Source organism: Azospirillum doebereinerae (assembly GCF_003989665.1).
Classification (GTDB): domain Bacteria; phylum Pseudomonadota; class Alphaproteobacteria; order Azospirillales; family Azospirillaceae; genus Azospirillum; species Azospirillum doebereinerae.
Window position 1 is genome coordinate 56,900 of record NZ_RZIJ01000008.1, and the last position, 15,797, is coordinate 72,696.

At 66.2% G+C, this 15,797-nt stretch carries 16 protein-coding genes and 1 pseudogene; 8 read left to right on the plus strand and 9 right to left on the minus strand.

The window, feature by feature from the left end:
- Positions 1 to 113 precede the first annotated feature (113 nt).
- Positions 114 to 353: pseudogene (locus tag EJ913_RS33350) on the plus strand (Mom family adenine methylcarbamoylation protein); the annotation flags it as partial.
- 100 nt (positions 354 to 453) lie between these two features.
- Positions 454 to 627, plus strand: a complete 174-nt coding sequence (locus EJ913_RS31620) for a hypothetical protein (protein WP_185909760.1) — start codon at positions 454 to 456, stop codon at positions 625 to 627.
- 90 nt (positions 628 to 717) lie between these two features.
- Here EJ913_RS31620 and EJ913_RS11910 read toward each other — a convergent pair whose 3' ends face one another.
- Genes EJ913_RS11910 through EJ913_RS11930 form a run of 5 tightly spaced genes read right to left on the minus strand, consistent with a single transcriptional unit; the run spans position 718 to position 4,705 of the window.
- The gene (locus tag EJ913_RS11910) at positions 718 to 1,506 is read right to left on the minus strand and encodes a 3-hydroxybutyrate dehydrogenase (RefSeq protein WP_126998053.1); all 789 of its coding nucleotides are present in this window, start codon (positions 1,504 to 1,506) and stop codon (positions 718 to 720) included.
- A 5-nt stretch (positions 1,507 to 1,511) separates the two neighbouring features.
- On the minus strand, positions 1,512 to 2,165 hold the full coding sequence (locus EJ913_RS11915) for a 3-oxoacid CoA-transferase subunit B (RefSeq protein ID WP_126998055.1): 654 nt from the start codon (positions 2,163 to 2,165) through the stop codon (positions 1,512 to 1,514).
- A 17-nt stretch (positions 2,166 to 2,182) separates the two neighbouring features.
- Positions 2,183 to 2,842 carry a CoA transferase subunit A gene (locus tag EJ913_RS11920; protein ID WP_126998057.1) on the minus strand — a complete coding sequence of 220 codons (660 nt, stop codon included), beginning with the start codon at positions 2,840 to 2,842 and terminating at the stop codon, positions 2,183 to 2,185.
- Between the two features lie 2 nt (positions 2,843 to 2,844).
- Positions 2,845 to 4,236, minus strand: a complete 1,392-nt coding sequence (locus EJ913_RS11925; RefSeq protein WP_126998059.1) for a GntP family permease — start codon at positions 4,234 to 4,236, stop codon at positions 2,845 to 2,847.
- A 55-nt stretch (positions 4,237 to 4,291) separates the two neighbouring features.
- Complete coding sequence (locus EJ913_RS11930; protein ID WP_126998061.1) at positions 4,292 to 4,705, minus strand: SRPBCC family protein; 414 nt, start codon at positions 4,703 to 4,705, stop codon at positions 4,292 to 4,294.
- Between the two features lie 463 nt (positions 4,706 to 5,168).
- Between EJ913_RS11930 and infC the strand changes: the two genes are divergently transcribed.
- The gene (infC, locus tag EJ913_RS11935) at positions 5,169 to 5,708 is read left to right on the plus strand and encodes a translation initiation factor IF-3 (protein WP_126998367.1); all 540 of its coding nucleotides are present in this window, start codon (positions 5,169 to 5,171) and stop codon (positions 5,706 to 5,708) included.
- A 139-nt stretch (positions 5,709 to 5,847) separates the two neighbouring features.
- Here infC and EJ913_RS11940 read toward each other — a convergent pair whose 3' ends face one another.
- Positions 5,848 to 7,110, minus strand: coding sequence for a multidrug effflux MFS transporter (locus EJ913_RS11940; RefSeq protein WP_126998063.1), 1,263 nt, complete (start codon positions 7,108 to 7,110; stop codon positions 5,848 to 5,850).
- 138 nt (positions 7,111 to 7,248) lie between these two features.
- Here EJ913_RS11940 and EJ913_RS11945 point away from each other — a divergent pair, with 138 nt between their 5' ends.
- Positions 7,249 to 7,449: a heavy-metal-associated domain-containing protein gene (locus tag EJ913_RS11945; RefSeq protein WP_126998065.1), complete on the plus strand. Its 201-nt coding sequence runs from the start codon at positions 7,249 to 7,251 to the stop codon at positions 7,447 to 7,449.
- A 40-nt stretch (positions 7,450 to 7,489) separates the two neighbouring features.
- Here the strand turns inward: EJ913_RS11945 and hemP are convergent, their stop codons facing one another.
- Positions 7,490 to 7,693 carry a hemin uptake protein HemP gene (gene hemP, locus EJ913_RS11950; RefSeq protein WP_244939333.1) on the minus strand — a complete coding sequence of 68 codons (204 nt, stop codon included), beginning with the start codon at positions 7,691 to 7,693 and terminating at the stop codon, positions 7,490 to 7,492.
- Between the two features lie 334 nt (positions 7,694 to 8,027).
- On the opposite strand from hemP, the gene EJ913_RS11955 reads away from it, so the two are divergent.
- Positions 8,028 to 9,203 carry an MFS transporter gene (locus EJ913_RS11955; protein WP_126998067.1) on the plus strand — a complete coding sequence of 392 codons (1,176 nt, stop codon included), beginning with the start codon at positions 8,028 to 8,030 and terminating at the stop codon, positions 9,201 to 9,203.
- 4 nt (positions 9,204 to 9,207) lie between these two features.
- Here EJ913_RS11955 and EJ913_RS11960 read toward each other — a convergent pair whose 3' ends face one another.
- Positions 9,208 to 10,587: an aminotransferase-like domain-containing protein gene (locus EJ913_RS11960; protein ID WP_126998069.1), complete on the minus strand. Its 1,380-nt coding sequence runs from the start codon at positions 10,585 to 10,587 to the stop codon at positions 9,208 to 9,210.
- Between the two features lie 188 nt (positions 10,588 to 10,775).
- Between EJ913_RS11960 and EJ913_RS11965 the strand changes: the two genes are divergently transcribed.
- The 3 genes from EJ913_RS11965 to EJ913_RS11980 all read left to right on the plus strand — a co-directional run bounded on the left by EJ913_RS11965 (position 10,776) and on the right by EJ913_RS11980 (position 14,224).
- Positions 10,776 to 12,053: a hydroxymethylglutaryl-CoA reductase, degradative gene (locus tag EJ913_RS11965; RefSeq protein WP_126998071.1), complete on the plus strand. Its 1,278-nt coding sequence runs from the start codon at positions 10,776 to 10,778 to the stop codon at positions 12,051 to 12,053.
- 171 nt (positions 12,054 to 12,224) lie between these two features.
- Positions 12,225 to 13,454, plus strand: coding sequence for an ABC transporter substrate-binding protein (locus EJ913_RS11975; protein WP_126998073.1), 1,230 nt, complete (start codon positions 12,225 to 12,227; stop codon positions 13,452 to 13,454).
- 98 nt (positions 13,455 to 13,552) lie between these two features.
- The gene (locus tag EJ913_RS11980) at positions 13,553 to 14,224 is read left to right on the plus strand and encodes an MJ0042-type zinc finger domain-containing protein (protein WP_126998075.1); all 672 of its coding nucleotides are present in this window, start codon (positions 13,553 to 13,555) and stop codon (positions 14,222 to 14,224) included.
- A gap of 321 nt (positions 14,225 to 14,545) precedes the next feature.
- On the opposite strand, the gene EJ913_RS11985 is transcribed toward EJ913_RS11980, so the two are convergent.
- Positions 14,546 to 15,496 (minus strand): hypothetical protein, encoded by a 951-nt coding sequence (locus EJ913_RS11985; RefSeq protein ID WP_126998077.1) that lies wholly within the window; start codon positions 15,494 to 15,496, stop codon positions 14,546 to 14,548.
- Positions 15,497 to 15,797 lie beyond the last annotated feature (301 nt).

Here is a 15,797-nt window from a genome sequence, read left to right on the forward strand (position 1 = left end):
AGCACGGCCATCCGAAATCACGCAACTTTATTTCCGGTCAGCCTCTAACACCTATCGCGCTCTCCTCTGAGTTCGGAGTGGAGGTCATCGCCGAAGCCGCCGCGCGGGAGCTGGTGCGCCAGCACCACTACAGCGGCAGCTTTCCGGCGGCGCGGCTGTCGGTGGGACTGTTCCGCAAGACCGGGGTCGCACCGGCCGCGCCGGTCGGCGTCGCTGTCTTCAGCGTGCCGATGCAGCAGGCCTCGATCACCCGCTACACCGGGCTGCCGGCGGCGGACAGTGTCGAGCTGGGCCGGTTCATTTGCGCGTCCGAGGTCGCCTTCAACGACGAGACGTGGTTTTTGCGGCGCGCCCTGCCGATCCTGCGCGCCGAGAAGGCCGTCAGCGCTGCGCTGTCCTACGCCGATCCGCTGGAGCGGAACACCGTCGGCGGCGAACTCACGAAGCGCCGGGATGGGGCTGACCGTGCGGACGCGCCACAGCCTGACCGGGACGCCGCTGGCCGACGTCGGCGCGGCGCTGGACCTGCCGGCCTTGCCGGTGGCGGCGTTCTGCCTCTACGCCCACAAGGCCGAACCCTGGCCCGAGCGCGAGGATTTCCTGGAGCTGTGCCGGCGCCAAACGTGAAAGGCCCGGCGCCCTCCCGTGAAGGGGAGCGCCGGGCCTTTTCATGAAGCAAACCGCCGGCGCGACGCCGTCAGTCTAAACTTTTTCAGATCACTGCGCGGTCCAGCCGCCGTCCATGGTCAGCGCCGTGCCGCGCATGTTGGACGCCGCGTCGGAGCACAGGAACACCGCCAGCTCGCCCAGTTGCTCGGGCGTGACGAAGGACTTCGACGGCTGCTTCTCGCTCAGCAGCTCGCGGCCGGCGTCCTCGATGGACAGGCCCTTGTTGGCGGCCAGCGCGTCGATCTGCTTCTGGACCAGCGGGGTCAGGACCCAGCCGGGGCAGATGGCGTTGCAGGTGATGCCGCCCTCGGCGTTCTCCAGCGCGGTCACCTTGGTCAGGCCGATGACGCCGTGCTTGGCCGCCACATAGGCCGACTTGTTGACCGAGGCGATCAGCCCGTGCACCGAGGCGATGTTGATGATGCGGCCCCAGCCGCGCGCCTTCATGCCCGGCAGCGCCGCGCGGGTGCCGTGGAAGACCGCCGACAGGTTGATGGCGATCACCGCGTCCCAGCGCTCGACCGGGAAGCTCTCCACCGGCGAGACGTGCTGGATGCCGGCGTTGTTGACGAGGATGTCGACGCGGCCGAACTCGGCCTCGGCGGCGGCGACCATCGCCTCGATCTCGGCGGGCTTGGACATGTCGGCGCCGTTGTGGGCGACGCGGACCTTGAACTCCTCGGCCAGCGAGGCGCACAGGTCGTTGATGTAGGCGGCGTCGCCGAAGCCGTTCAGCATCAGGTCGGTGCCCTGCGCCGCCAGCTGGCGGGCGATGCCGAGCCCGATCCCGCTGGTCGAGCCGGTGACGAGGGCGATCTTGCCTTTCAACGAAGTCATGGTCTTCAACCTTCCAGCGGCATGGTACGGAGATCCGGCGACACGATCAGCTCGGCCCCGGTGTTGGCGATCACCTGCTCCACGGTGACACCCGGCGCGGTCTCCTTCAAGACCAGACCGGCGTCGGTCGGCTCGAGAACGGCGAGGTCCGTCACCACCAGATCGACCCGGCGGACCGAGGTCAGCGGCAGGGTGCAGCGCTTGACGATCTTGGATTCGCCCTTGGCGCTGTGCTGCATGGCGACGATCACCCGGCGGGCGCCGGTGACCAGATCCATCGCGCCGCCCATGCCGGGCACCATCTTGCCGGGCACCATCCAGTTGGCGAGCTTGCCCTCCTGGTCGACCTGGAGGCCGCCCAGCACGGTCACGTCCAGATGGCCGCCGCGAATCAGGCCGAAGGACATGGCGCTGTCGAAGGACGCGGCGCCCGGCAGCGCCGAGATCGGCGAGCCGCCGGCGTCGGTCAGGTCGTGGTTCTCGGCGCCGTTGATCGGTCCCGACATGCCGACGATGCCGTTCTCCGACTGGAAGAACACGTGGCGACCGGCGGGCACGTATCGGGCGACCAGCGTCGGCAGGCCGATGCCCAGGTTCACGAGGTCGCCGTCCAGAAGCTCCAGCGCGACGCGCTTGGCGATCAGGGTCTTTTCGTCCATGGCTATGGTCTCCCGTCTCAGCGCGGCTTGGCGGTGACGATGTGGTCCACCAGGACCGAGGGCGTCATCACCGCGTCCGGCGCGATGCAGCCGACGGGCAGGATGTCCTCGGCCTCGGCGATCACGGTGGCGCCGGCCAGCGCCATGATCGGGTTGAAGTTCCGCGCGGTCAACGCGTAGGTCAGGTTGCCGTAGAGATCGGCCTGCTTGGCCGCCAGCAGCGCGAAGTCGGCCTTGATCGGCGTCTCCAGCAGGAAGGTCTTGCCGTCGATCTCGACCGTGCGCTTGCCCTCCTCGACCGAGGTGCCGACGCCGGTCGGCGTCAGCACGCCGCCCAGGCCGACGCCGCCGGCGCGGATGCGCTCGGCCAGCGTGCCCTGCGGCACCAGTTCCACCTCGATGTCACCGGCGATCATCTGCTTCTGGGTGTCGGGGTTGAGGCCGATGTGGCTGGTGATGACCTTGGCGACCAGCTTCTCCACCACCAGCTTGCCGATGCCCTGGTGCGGGCGGGCGGTGTCGTTGGCGATGATGGTCAGGCCGGTCTTGCGCTGGCGGATGATCTCGTCCACCAGCCGGCTCGGGCCGCCGACGGCCATGAAGCCGCCGAACAGGATCGAGGCGCCGTCGGGTATCCGCGCGACCGCGTCCTCCAGGGAGATGAGCTTGTTCTTCATGATCAGACGATCCCGGTCAGGTAATAGACGGCGATCACGAAGAAGACCGCCAGCGTCTTGATGCAGGTGATGGCGAAGATGTCGCCGTAGGATTGACGGTGCGTCAAGCCCGTAACGCCCAGCAGGGTGATGACGGCGCCGTTGTGCGGCAAGGTGTCCATGCCGCCGCTGGCCATCGAGGCGACGCGGTGCAGGACCTCCATCGGGATGCCGGACGCGTTGGCGGCGGCGATGAACTGGTCGGCCATCGCGGCCAGCGCGATGCTCATGCCGCCCGACGCCGAGCCGGTGATGCCGGCCAGCGCGGTGACGGTGACGGCCTCGTTGACCAGCGGGTTGGGGATGGACTGGAGCACGCCGGCGATCACCAGGAAGCCCGGCAGCGCCGCGATCACCGCGCCGAAGCCGTATTCCGAGGCGGTGTTCATCGCGGCCAGCAGCGAACCGCCGATGGCGGCCTTGGTGCCCTCGGCGAAGCGCTGGGTCACCGGCTTCCAGGCGAAGACCAGCACGGTCAGGATGCCGCAGAGCAGCGCGCCCTCGACCGCCCAGATGCCGGCGACCGACGACACCGCCGTGACCAGCGGCTTGGCGCCGGGGGTCAGCGCGACCTCGTAGCTGGAGCCGTAGACCTTGGGGATCGCCAGGGTGAAGACCTTGTTCAGCACGCCGACGATGACCAGCGGCAGCAGCGCGACGATCGGGTTCGGCAGGCTTTCGGCGGAAACGGCCTCGGGCTCGTTGCTGTGGCCGGTGCCGTAGCCCTCCCCCCTAGCGATGGCCGAGCGGACGCGCCATTCCAGATAGGCCAGGCCGACGACCATGATGAAGATCGAGCCGATGATGCCCAGCCAGGGGGCGGCGTAGGCGTCGGTCTTGAAGAAGGTGGTCGGGATGATGTTCTGGATCTGCGGGGTGCCCGGCAGCGCGTCCATCGTGATGGTGAAGGCGCCCAGCGCGATCACGCCGGGGATCAGGCGCTTGGGGATGTCGCCCTGGCGGAACATCTCGGCGGCGAAGGGATAGACCGCGAAGACCACGACGAACAGCGACACGCCGCCGTAGGTCAGCAGCAGGCAGACCAGCACGATGGAGGTCACCGCCCGCTCGCGCCCGATCAGCTTGATGACCGCCGAGACGATGGATTTGGAGAAGCCCGACAGCTCGATCACCTTGCCGAAGACGGCGCCCAGCAGGAAGACCGGGAAGTACAGCTTCACGAAGCCGACCATCTTGTCCATGAAGAGGCCGGTGAAGATGGGGGGCACGGCGGCCGGGTCGGTCAGCAGCACGGCGGCCAGGGCGGCCACGGGCGCGAAGAGGATGACGCTGAAGCCTCGGTAGGCGACGAACATCAGGAACGCAAGCGCTCCCACGCAGATCAGCAAACTCATTGGACGGGTGCTCCCTCGTTGTTCTTTTGGGCGTCGGTTGGTCAGGGCGCCGTGTTCAGCGGGTTAAAAGGCCGCGCAGCCGTTCCACGCCCGCGTCGTAGAGATCGCGGACGAAAAGCTCGGTCCTGGCTTCGCTCAGGCCGGTGGGCTTGAACGTGGCGGTCCAGATCAGCGTCGCGTGCCCGTCGGCCTCCGGCTGGACCCGGATCTGCGCCAGCAGGTCCGCGACCGGGTAGGGGCTCTCGACCACGGCGTAGGTGTAGGCCTCGTCGATTCGGCTGGTGTGCTCGAGTCGCTGCACCAGACGAGTGCCGTCCTTCAGCAGAAGCTGACGGAGGGCGCCTTTTCCGGTCCCCTCGACCGTCAGGGCGACGGCGCCGGGATACCAGTCGCACAGCCGGCCGTCCCAACGGACCAGCGGCCACAAACGGCGCGCGGGGTCGGGCAGCAGGATGGAGGTGGTGATCATCGGAGTCGCGCTTGGACCGAGGGGTTACCCCTGGCGGGGGATTACCCCTGTATGAGCAAGCGTCGTGCCAGAAACGTCGGAGCGCTGCGACACGGGAAACCTCAGGTTTTTCAGGGGTTTTGATGGGGCGGCCGCGCCGAAAATTTCTCGATAATGAGATTAACCATGAATATTTGTCTATAAAACGATAAAATTATCAAATTAGAGACATTTGGATTCGCTGGTGGACCCCGCGGAAAGCCCTGGATTTATCGTCCCCGCGACCGTATTTTTGTTGCCGGAGCGGGGGTGTCCCGCCGAAGCGGCAGCGCTGGGCGTCACGACCGCCGGTTTCATGGTTATGGAACCGAGAAATTCTTGCACCCGCATCATGGTTGCTGTTAATGGGCGCCATGGTATCGGTTGCGTTCGGCGCCGTCGTTGCTGGTCGGGGGATGGGCTTCCGGTCGGCGCATCCAAGGAGATGGTCATAGCAAAGCTTTACGATCAAGACCCGGTTCGCGAAGGCCCGCGACTCAATCGCGAGATCACGGCCCGGCAGGTGCGCCTCATCAACGCCGATGGCGAGATGGTGGGCATCGTCCCGCTGCATCAGGCATTCACGATGGCCGCCGATGCCGATCTCGACCTTGTCGAGATCGTGCCGAACGCCGATCCGCCTGTCTGCAAGATCCTCGATTACGGCAAGTTCCGCTTCGAAGAAGCGAAGAAGGCCAACGAGGCGCGCAAGAAGCAGAAGATCGTCGAGATCAAGGAGCTGAAGCTCCGTCCGAACATCGACGACAACGACTACGAGGTGAAGATGCGCGCCGCGCGCCGCTTCCTGGAGGAAGGCGACAAGGTCAAGATGACCATGCGCTTCCGTGGCCGTGAAATGGCCCACCAGGACATCGGCATGAACGTGCTGATGCGCGTCCGCGACGAGCTGGAGCCGATGGCGAAGGTCGAGCAGATGCCCCGCCTCGAAGGGCGTCAGATGATCATGGTCCTCTCGCCGCGCTGAAAACCGCGTCTGGCGTGGACCGGACTTCGTCCGGCGTTGCATGAAAAAGGCCCGTCCCGTGAGGGATGGGCCTTTTCGTTTGGGGGCGTCAGCCCTTCTCCCCACAAGGGGAGGGGGCACGATCAAATCGGACAGGCTCTCACTCCCCCGCCGCCGGTTGAGCCACCGGCGCCGCGTTGCGGCTGCGGAACAGGACGCCGCCCTCGGTCTTCAGCACGGTCAGGAAGGCCAGCACGGCCAGCACGGTGAAGCCGACGGTCATCGGGCGGACGGTGCCGTCGAAGGCCTGCCCGATGCCCCAGCCGAACAGGGCGCCGGCCGCCGTGGAGTAGAAGCCGGTGAAGGACGATCCCATGCCGGCGATGTGGCCCAGCGGCTCCATCGCCATCGCGTTGAAGTTCGGCGCGATCAGGCCGAAGCAATAGAAGGTCGTGGCCAGGAAGGCGGCCAGCGCCCACAGCGGCGGACGCTCGGGGAAGCCGAAGACCGCCATCGCGGCGCAGGCGGCCAGAAAGCCCAGCAGCGCCGCGTGCGACACGCGGTGCATGCCCAGCCGCCCGACCAGATGCGCGTTGGTCAGCGACGCCCCCGCCATGGCCGCGGCGATGGCCCCGAACACGAAGGGGAACAGGTCGCCCAACCCGTAGACGTCGACGAAGATCTGCTGGGCGCTGCCGATGTAGCTCAGCAGGCTGCCGAACATGAAGCCCATGGCGAGGGTGTAGCCGACCGTCTGCCGCGTGGTGACCACCGTGCGGAAGGCGGCCCCCAGCGCCGCCGCCGACAGCGGCATGCGGTCCTCGGCGTGGCGGGTCTCCGGCAGGCGCAGGCCCGCCCAGGTCAGGACGGCGCAGGCGGCCAGGAACAGCGCGGCGAAGATCCACGGCCAGGAGCCGAGGTGCAGGATCAGCTCGCCGATGGCCGGGGCGACGACCGGCACGATGATGAAGACCATCATGGCGAAGGACATCACCCGCGCCATGCCGCGCCCGGCGAAGCGGTCGCGGACGATGGCGACGGCGACGATGCGCGGGGCGGCGGCGCCGAAGCCCTGGACCGCGCGCGCGGCCAGCATCGCTCCGAAGCTGGGGGCGAAGACCGCCGTCAGAGAGGCCAGCGCGAAGACGACCAGCCCCACCGCCAGCACCGGCTTGCGGCCGAAGCGGTCGGAGAGCGGGCCGACGAAGGGCTGTCCGGCGGCGAAGCCGAGCATGTAGGCGGTGATGATGAGCTGACGGTCGTTGGGGCCGTCGCCGCCCAGCGCGTGGGCGATGTCGGGCAGGGCGACCAGCATGATGTCGATGGAGAGCGCCGTGAGCGCCATCATCACGGCGATGAGGGTAACGAACTCGGCGAAATGGATGTCGCGCGATCGTGACGGGGGAGGAGCGGTGTTTGCCATGGTTGAAGTCTGCGGCAGCGCGTGCCCTTGGGCAAGCGCATGATCCGTCAACCCAGGCTTGACCTTCCAGCGGCTGGAAGCCCCACGCTGGCGGTCATCGACGTTTATCGGTACCCCCAATCGTGATCGGAGGACGACATGCAGACGGTGAAAGTGGACGGAATGACCTGCGGCCACTGCGCCCAGACGGTGACCAAGGCGCTGGAGGCGCTGCCGGCGGTGGAGCGTGCGCTGGTCGATCTCAAGACCGGCGAGGTCGTGGTCGAGGGGAGCGCCGAGCCGGGGGCGATCCGCAAGGCCATCGAGGACGCCGGATACGAGGTGCGGGACGCCGCCTGACCGGGGAAGTCGGCCGGGCGGCGCCCCGCGTCCCCGGCCGTTACTTGGTGAGGATCAGCTTGTTCGCGCGGGTGACCCGCAGGCGATAGCTCTGCCCGGCATGCTGGATCACGATCTCGCGCCCGCCCGCCATCAGGCGGGCCGATTCGACCACGGGCAGGGACAGGGCGGCGACGCCCTGCCACGGCATGGCTTGCGAAGCGGCGGGACCGGCGGGGGAGGCGGTGACGGCGTTTTGCTGCATGGCCTTGCTCTCTGGCTGGAAAGTCGTTTCGGACGCGGGGTGAAGGGCGGCGGGCCGGACGTTCGCGCTGTCGCGCCGTCCGCCCCGCCATGAGTCCAACCTACAAAGGCTTTCGTGCGATTGCAAGTCATTCTCAAAATCATTTGATCACGGACCGTTCATTTGATCAGGGCGTGAGCAGGACGCGCGGTGGCCGCAGGGCTGTCTTGCGGTCGGAGGGCTGGGCAAGACGTCGGTCCTGAGGTTTCATGGGGTGCGACGCTGCACCGCAGCATAAGCTGCCTTTTCCTGTTGCCCTTCCAACCGACATCCCCTCGACCATCCAGGAACCCGCATGGTCTCGCTTCCCATTCTGGCTCTCGCCGCCGCGTCCTTCGGGATCGGCACCACCGAATTCGTCATCATGGGGCTGCTGCCCGACGTGGCCCGCAGCCTGAGCGTCAGCGTGCCGGAGGCCGGCTATCTGGTGTCCGGCTACGCGATGGGCGTGGTCGTGGGGGCGCCGCTGGTGGCGATGGCGACGGCGCGGCTGCCGCGCAAGACGGCGCTGCTGGCGCTGATGCTGATCTTCATCGTCGGCAACGTCGGCTGCGCGCTGGCGCCGGGCTATTGGCTGCTGATGGCGGCGCGCGTGCTGACCGCGTTTGCGCACGGCGCCTTCTTCGGGATCAGCGCGGTGGTCGCCAGCGATCTGGTGCCGCGCCACCAGCGCACCCAGGCGGTGGCGCTGGTCTTCTCCGGCCTGACCATCGCCAACATCCTGGGCGTGCCGCTGGGCACCGCGCTGGGGCAGGCGGCGGGCTGGCGCTCCACCTTCGTGGCGGTGGTCGCCATCGGGGTGGTGGCGTGGCTGGCGATCCTGCGCTTCGTCCCGGCCGGCATGCCGGGGTCGAGCGGCGGGCTGGTGTCGGAGTTCCGGGCGTTGAAACGCTGGTCGGTGCTGCTGCCGATGCTGATCAGCACGCTGTGCTCGGTCAGCCTGTTCGTGGTCTTCACCTACATCGCCCCGCTGCTGGAGCATGTCAGCGGCCTGACCCCGCAGGGGGTGACGGGGGCGCTGCTGGTCTTCGGCGTCGGGCTGACGCTGGGCAATCTGGTCGGCGGCCGGTTCGCCGACAGGGGCGCCATGGCGACCATCGTCACCAGCCTGATCGCCGTCGTCGCCGTGCTGGTGCTGTTCGTCTTCACCAGCCGCTCGGCGGTTCCGGCCATCGCGACGTTGGCCGTCTGGGGGGCGCTGGCCTTCGCGCTGGTGTCGCCGTTGCAGATGTGGGTGGTCGATGCGGCGACCGACGCGCCGAACCTCGCCTCCACCCTGAACCAGGGGGCCTTCAACCTGGGCAACGCGCTGGGCGCCTGGGTCGGCGGGGTGGCGCTGAACGCCGGCATCGCCTATGGGGCGCTGCCCTGGGTCGGGGCCGGCTTCGCGGCGTTGGCGCTGGCCTTCGTCCTGACGGCGCGGTCCACCGCAAGGCGGGAAAACGAGCTGGCCTGCGAGGCCGGCGACTGAGCCTCTATCTGCCGATGCCGGCGACCTGCTCCGCGATGAAGTCGAGGAAGCGCGGGTCGCTGGCGTAGGCGATGTTGATGCGCAGCGACACGGCGTCGGCGATCTTGCCGGTGGAGAAGACCGAGCCGGGCGCCAGGAAGATGCCCCGGTCGGCGGCGGCGCGGACCAACTCGGCCTCGTCCAGCCCGGCGGGCAGGGTTCCCCAGATGTAATAGCCGCCGGCCGGCGCGGCCGGAACGGCGATGCCGACCCGCTCCAGCGCCGCCAGGGCCTGCGCGCCCGCCGTCTCGATCCGCGCCCGCAGCCGGCGCAGATGGCGCAGGTACTGCCCGCCGGCGATCAGCGTGAAGATCAGCCGCTCCACGTAGTCGGACGTGCTGACCACGGTCAGCATCTTCAGGTCGCACAGGCTCTGCGCCAGGGCCGGCGCCGCCGCGATGTAGCCGACCCGCAGGCTGGCCGACAGCGTCTTGGAGAAGGTGCCGATGTAGATCACCCGCTCCAACTGGTCGAGCGCCGCCAGACGCGGGGCCGAGGCGGGCAGCACGTCGGCGAAGGGGTCGTCCTCGACGATGAGGACCCCGTGCTGGGCGGCGATCTGCAACAGCCGGTGCGCCACCGCGATGGAGATCGACCCGCCGGTCGGGTTGTGGGCGAGCGACTGGGTGAAGAAGACCTTCGGCTTCAGCGCGGCGATCTTGGCGGCGAAATCCTCCAGGTCGGGGCCGTCGGCGCGGCGCCGCACGCCGGCCACCGTCACGCGGGCCAACTTCAGCTTGCCGAACAGCGGGTAGTAGCCGGGCGTATCGACCAGCGCGGTGTCGCCCGGCTCCAGCAATTGCCGGCACACCAGATCCAGCGCGTGGTTGGCGCCCTGCGTCAGCAGGATGCGTTCCGGCGGCGCGGTGATCGAGCGGTCCGCCAGCATCAGCGCGATGCGCTCGCGCAGCGGCGCGTAGCCCCAGGGATTGCCGTAGCCGTGGTCGAGGTCGCTGCCCCCCACCGGCCGCACCAGCCGCGCGTGGGCGCCGACCTCCAGCCGCTCCAGCCAGGAGGGCGGCGGGCGGCCGTCGCCGACCCGGACGCTGTAATGCCGCTCCAACTGCTCGCGCAGCAGCGAGACGTGGTCCACCGCCTCGGCCAGATGCGGCGGGCGCGGCTCGACGCGGGGCTTGGCGGCGCGGGCGACGTAATAGCCCGAGCCCTGCTTGGCCTCCACCCGGCCCATGGCGACCAGCCGGTCGTAGACCTCCGACATGGTGTTCTTGGAGACGCCGTGTTCCTGCGCCCCGGCCCGCACCGAATGCAGGCGGTCGCCGGGCTTCAGCAGCCCGCGCTCGATCTGGCTGGTGATGCGGTCGACGATGTCGGCGGTGCGGCTCATCGGGTGCGGCTCATCGGAGGTCCTCCGCTCTGGGTTCCTGTGATCGTCCCGGTTCATGCGCTGGGACAGTGCGGCCAACAAACCGGGCAACTGTCCCTTGTTCCGTCCCTTCGTATCACGGACCATAAAACACGCAAACAAAATCGCCCGGCACCGGAACGCCGGGCTTCCAGAGGAGTGAACGCCCCGTGTCGACCCCGCCCCGGAATTCCCGCATCTCCGGCTTCCACCGCATGTCGCCGCGCGAACGGCTGGACACGGTCGCCGCCTTCGCCGGGCTCGACGCCGCCGCCGTGGAGCGGCTGGGCGACACCGGCAACCTCGATGCCGGGCTCGCCGACCGGCTGATCGAGAACGTCGTCGGCACGATGAACATCCCGCTCGGCATCGCCACCAACATGCGGATCGACGGCGAGGACACGCTGATCCCGATGGCGACGGAGGAATCCTCAGTCGTCGCGGCGGTCTGCAACGCCGCCCGGCAGTGCTACGAGACCGGCGGCTTCACCAGCTCGCTGTCCGGCACGCTGATGATCGCGCAGATCCAGGCGGTCGGCGTCGCCGATCCCCACGCGGCGCGGCTGCGCATTCTCGACCGCCGCGACGCCATCAAGGCCGTCTGCGACGGCTGCGACCCGATCCTGCTGGGCCTGGGCGGCGGCTTCCGCGACGTCGAGGTGCGGGTGCTGGAGACGGCCGGCGGCACCATGCTGATCACCCACCTGATCGTCGACACCCGCGACGCGATGGGCGCCAACGCCGTCAACACCATGGCGGAGAAGCTGGCCCCCAGCATCGAGGAGTGGACCGGCGGCCGGGTCTACCTGCGCATCCTGTCCAACCTCGCCGACCGCCGTCTGGCCCGCGCCCATGCGGTCTGGCACCTCGACCGGATCGGCGGCGAGGCGGTGCGCGACGGCATGATCGCCGCCTACCAGTTCGCGGCGGCCGACCCCTACCGCGCCGCCACCCACAACAAGGGCATCATGAACGGCATCAGCGCCGTGGTACTCGCCACCGGCAACGACACCCGCGCGGTGGAGGCCGGCGCCCACGCCTACGCCGCCCGCAACGGTTCCTACGGCAGCCTGACCCGCTTCGAGGTGACCAAGGACGGGCATCTCAGCGGCTCCATCGAGCTGCCGATGGCGGTCGGCCTGATCGGCGGCGCCACCAAGCTGCACCCGACCGCGCAGACCTGCCTGAAGATCCTCGGCGTGACCTCGGCGGAGAGGCTGGCCCGGATCATCGCGGCGGTCGGTCTGGCGCAGAACTTCTCGGCGCTGAAGGCGCTGGCGACCACCGGCATCCAGAAGGGCCACATGGCGCTGCACGCCCAGAACATTGCCATGATGGCCGGCGCCGTCGGCGAGGAGATCGAGCGGGTGGCGCAGGCTTTGGTCGAGCGCGGCACCGTGCGGATCGACGTGGCGCAGGCGGTGCTGGGCGAGCTGCGCGGGGCGTGACGCGGGAGCTCCTCTCCCCTTGCGGGAGAGGGGTTGGGGTGAGGGGTACGCAAACCTTTCCGCCTCCGGCGGAATACCCCTCATCCCAACCCTTCTCCCGCAAGGGGAGAAGGGCTTTCTCAGAGGTCAGTCCCACACCCGATCGAACAAAGAACACAAACGGAGGAAACGATGACCAAGCGTGGGTTCCTGGGCACATCCGCCCTGTGCGCGGCGGTGCTGCTCACCGGCATGGCCCCGGCCTCGGCGGAGATCGCCGGCAAGCGGATCAAGCTGGGCGTGCTGACCGACATGAGCGGGTTCGCCGCCGATTCCACCGGGGCCGGCTCGGTCGTCGCGGCGCAGCTCGCGGCGGAGGATTTCGCCAAGGAGCTGCCCGGCGTCACCATCGAGGTCGTGCTCGGCGACCACCAGAACAAGCCGGACCTTGGCTCCTCCATCGCCCGGCAATGGCTGGACCAGGAGAACGTGAACGTCATCCTCGACGTGCCGTTCTCCTCCGTCGCGCTGGCGGTGAACGAGGTCACGCGCGGGTCGAAGGCGATGTTCGTCGCGTCCGGCCCCGGCACGACCGAGTTGACCGGGCCGAAATGTTCGGCCAACACCGTGCAGTGGACCTACGACACCTACGCGCTGTCCAACGGCACCGCGCGGGCCGTGGTGGGGGAGGGCGGCAAGAGCTGGTACTTCCTGACCGCCGACTACGCCTTCGGCCACGCCCTGGAGAAGGACGCCAGCGCGGTCGTCGCCGCCACCGGCGGCACCGTGCTGGGCAGCGTCCGCCACCCGCCCAACGCCTCGGACTTCTCGTCCTTCCTGCTCCAGGCGCAGGCGAGCAAGGCGCAGATCATCGGTCTGGCCAACGCGGTCGGCGACACCATCAACTCGGTCAAGCAGGCGGTCGAGTTCGGCGTGACCAGCGGCGGCCAACAGAAGCTGGCGGCGCTGCTGATGCAGTTGACCGACGTGAACGCGGTCGGCCTGCAATCGGCCCAGGGGCTGTACCTGACCGAGGCCTTCTACTGGGACCTGAACGACGGCACCCGCGCCTTCGCCGACCGCTTCGCCGCCAAGATGAAGGGCCGCCGCCCGACCGGCAACCAGGCCGGCGTCTACAGCGGCGCCCTGCATTACCTGAAGGCGGTGAAGGCCGCCAACAGCACCGACGCGGCGGCGGTGGCCGGCGCCATGCGCGACCTGCCCATCGACGACGCGCTGTTTGGCAAGGGCAACGTCCGGGTGGACGGCCGGGCGGTGCACGACATGCACTTCTTCCAGGTCAAGAAGCCGTCCGAATCGAAGGCGGAGTGGGACTACTACACCCATGTGAAGACCATCCCGGCGGCCGAGGCCTTCCGCCCGCTGGACCAGGGAAACTGCCCGCTCGTCAAGAAATCCTGAGCGTTGGAGGCTGCGGCGGGCTCTCAGGGTCCGCCGCCGGTTGCGCCGGGAAGCGCGGCTATCTATAAGGCAAGCGGTGACTCTTCCCGGACGGCGCGATGATCGTTTCCTGCCCGAGCTGTTCGACGCGCTACACCCTGTCCGACTCGTCGCTCGGGGCCGACGGGCGCAAGGTGCGTTGCGCGAAATGCGGCAACATGTGGTGGCAGCGACCGGAGGCCGCCCCGGACTTCGCCGACGTGATGGCCGACGCGCCGACCGAAATCCGCCCGTCCCGCTCCGCCGCCAAGACCAAGACCGGCAAGACGCCCGCCGGGAAGACGGCCGACGCCCCGCCCGACCGGCGCACGGCGGTCGGCCTCGCGGCGCTCGGCGTGGTTCTGGCCGGTATCCTGGCGGGGGGGTACGTCGCGCGCGACGCGGTGGTCCGCGCATGGCCGCCGGCGGCACTGCTCTACGAGACCGTCGGCCTTGCCGTGGAGCCGCCGGGCGCCGGGCTGACGTTGCAGAACGTCCGGTCCGAGCAGAAGGTGGAGGGCGGCGTCGCGGTGCTGATCGTCGATGGGCAGATCGCCAACACGTCCGATGCGCCCCGCCCGGTCCCGCGCCTGCGCGCCACCGCGCTCGGCGGCGACCAGAAGCCGTTGCAGGCCTGGACCATGGGCGCCTCGCCGGAGCAACTGCTTCCCGGCGAGGTGGCGACCTTCCATCACAGCCAGCCCGATCCGGGGCCGGTCGCGGAGGTTCGGATCACACTGGATGGGGGGTGAGACTGGGGTGAACGGAAGTCAGCCGCGCATTGCTTCATTCTTATACATTCGAACAGGCCGCACATGACCCGGAGCGGACATGAGCAACCGGTTCCTCGGGTCCTGTGGAACAAAGACCGCCTAATTTGGCCCCCCGCTCAAGCCGAAGCACGTTTGGGGAAGTCGAATTCGCCTTCAATTGGTGGGCGCGACAGGCATTCTCATCTGTCTCAAAATCGGTGATGTGGCCGTAGCGAGCTTGCTGCTCCGGCGAGCGCGTTACTCACCGAAGCTGTCAAACGATAACTGCTGACCCCACAATCGCTGACATTATTAATGTTTCTAGCATTGATTATAATAGACCGCCATATCCTTAAAGAATTCCGAGGAAGGGATTGTGCCAAACGATTGCCCAAGGTAGGCCTTGTATTCTTTTGCCGATCTTTCATTGGGCGATTTTTTTTCTCTAAATATCCAATGGTGATATTCGCGAATTATGTCGTAGCAACCAATATGTTTTTGGAAGACATTTTTATCTAGCTCTTCAGCAACTAGCTTAACGATGGACAGAAAATCCTTTACATCCTGATGAGATATCTCTACCTTCTCCGGATTTCTCCAAGGAACAAATTCTATTTTCTGGTCTTCAACCCCTTGCTCATGAGCAATTTTATTCCTGATTTTTTGGAATTTTCTCAGGTCAGATTGTTTCTCTTCTACTTTTTCTGGCAAGGAGCCAAGGCACACAGACATATTCAGCATGCGGCTTGACCAGTCCCCTTGAGTCATGCCTTTGATTGATTGCTTCAAAATACCATCAAATTCTTTTGTTTTCTTTGCTGGATCCTTTAGAATAGAAATTCCATCGATTCCCAACATTCTTCTATCAATTAATTCTGGACGGGAATGTATAGCAGTCATAGCGCCGTATTTTATAAACATCTCCAGCATTGTTGCCGCCGACATAATAGAATTCTGCAGAATCCAATTTTTAAGAGAATCTACATTAGAGGACCAAACTGTACCTGATACATTCAATCTTGATAGATCTTCACTAGAGAAGCTTGACCCTGTATTATAATTTTTTATACTAACGAGATTTGATGAAATAAACGAGCTTGATGGAAGGAATGTCCATATAGAATTATTAATATTTGTAAGGTCGTTTTTGAAAACCTGCCACGTAAAGGAGTAAGGATAAGGACTGGTATACCGCTCAAAGCGTGCAGCAGGCAACGCACTCATTTCACAAAAACCTCCAGTTAATAAAGTTGACAGCAAAAGATAAATCAATCTAATATCTGCAATATATGAAATGCAATAATTAATTCGACGATTTCTCAAAAGCACCTATACATATTCGAGTATGCATTCAGTCCTGAGAATATAATACTCTGCCATTTTCAGCCAAGTACAGCTGCGGCGCAGTGGATGCTGATCCCACCGTTCCTGGTTCATCAGAGTTGGCGCCCAAGGTTGTAACGGTAAACGGCCAGAAGCTAGAAAAATGTGAAACCGAAGGCCTACCTTGCCAGTTTGAGACGTCTCCCACAACTGAGGGTGCATTCAATCTGTCAATCGCCCAATTTGAATG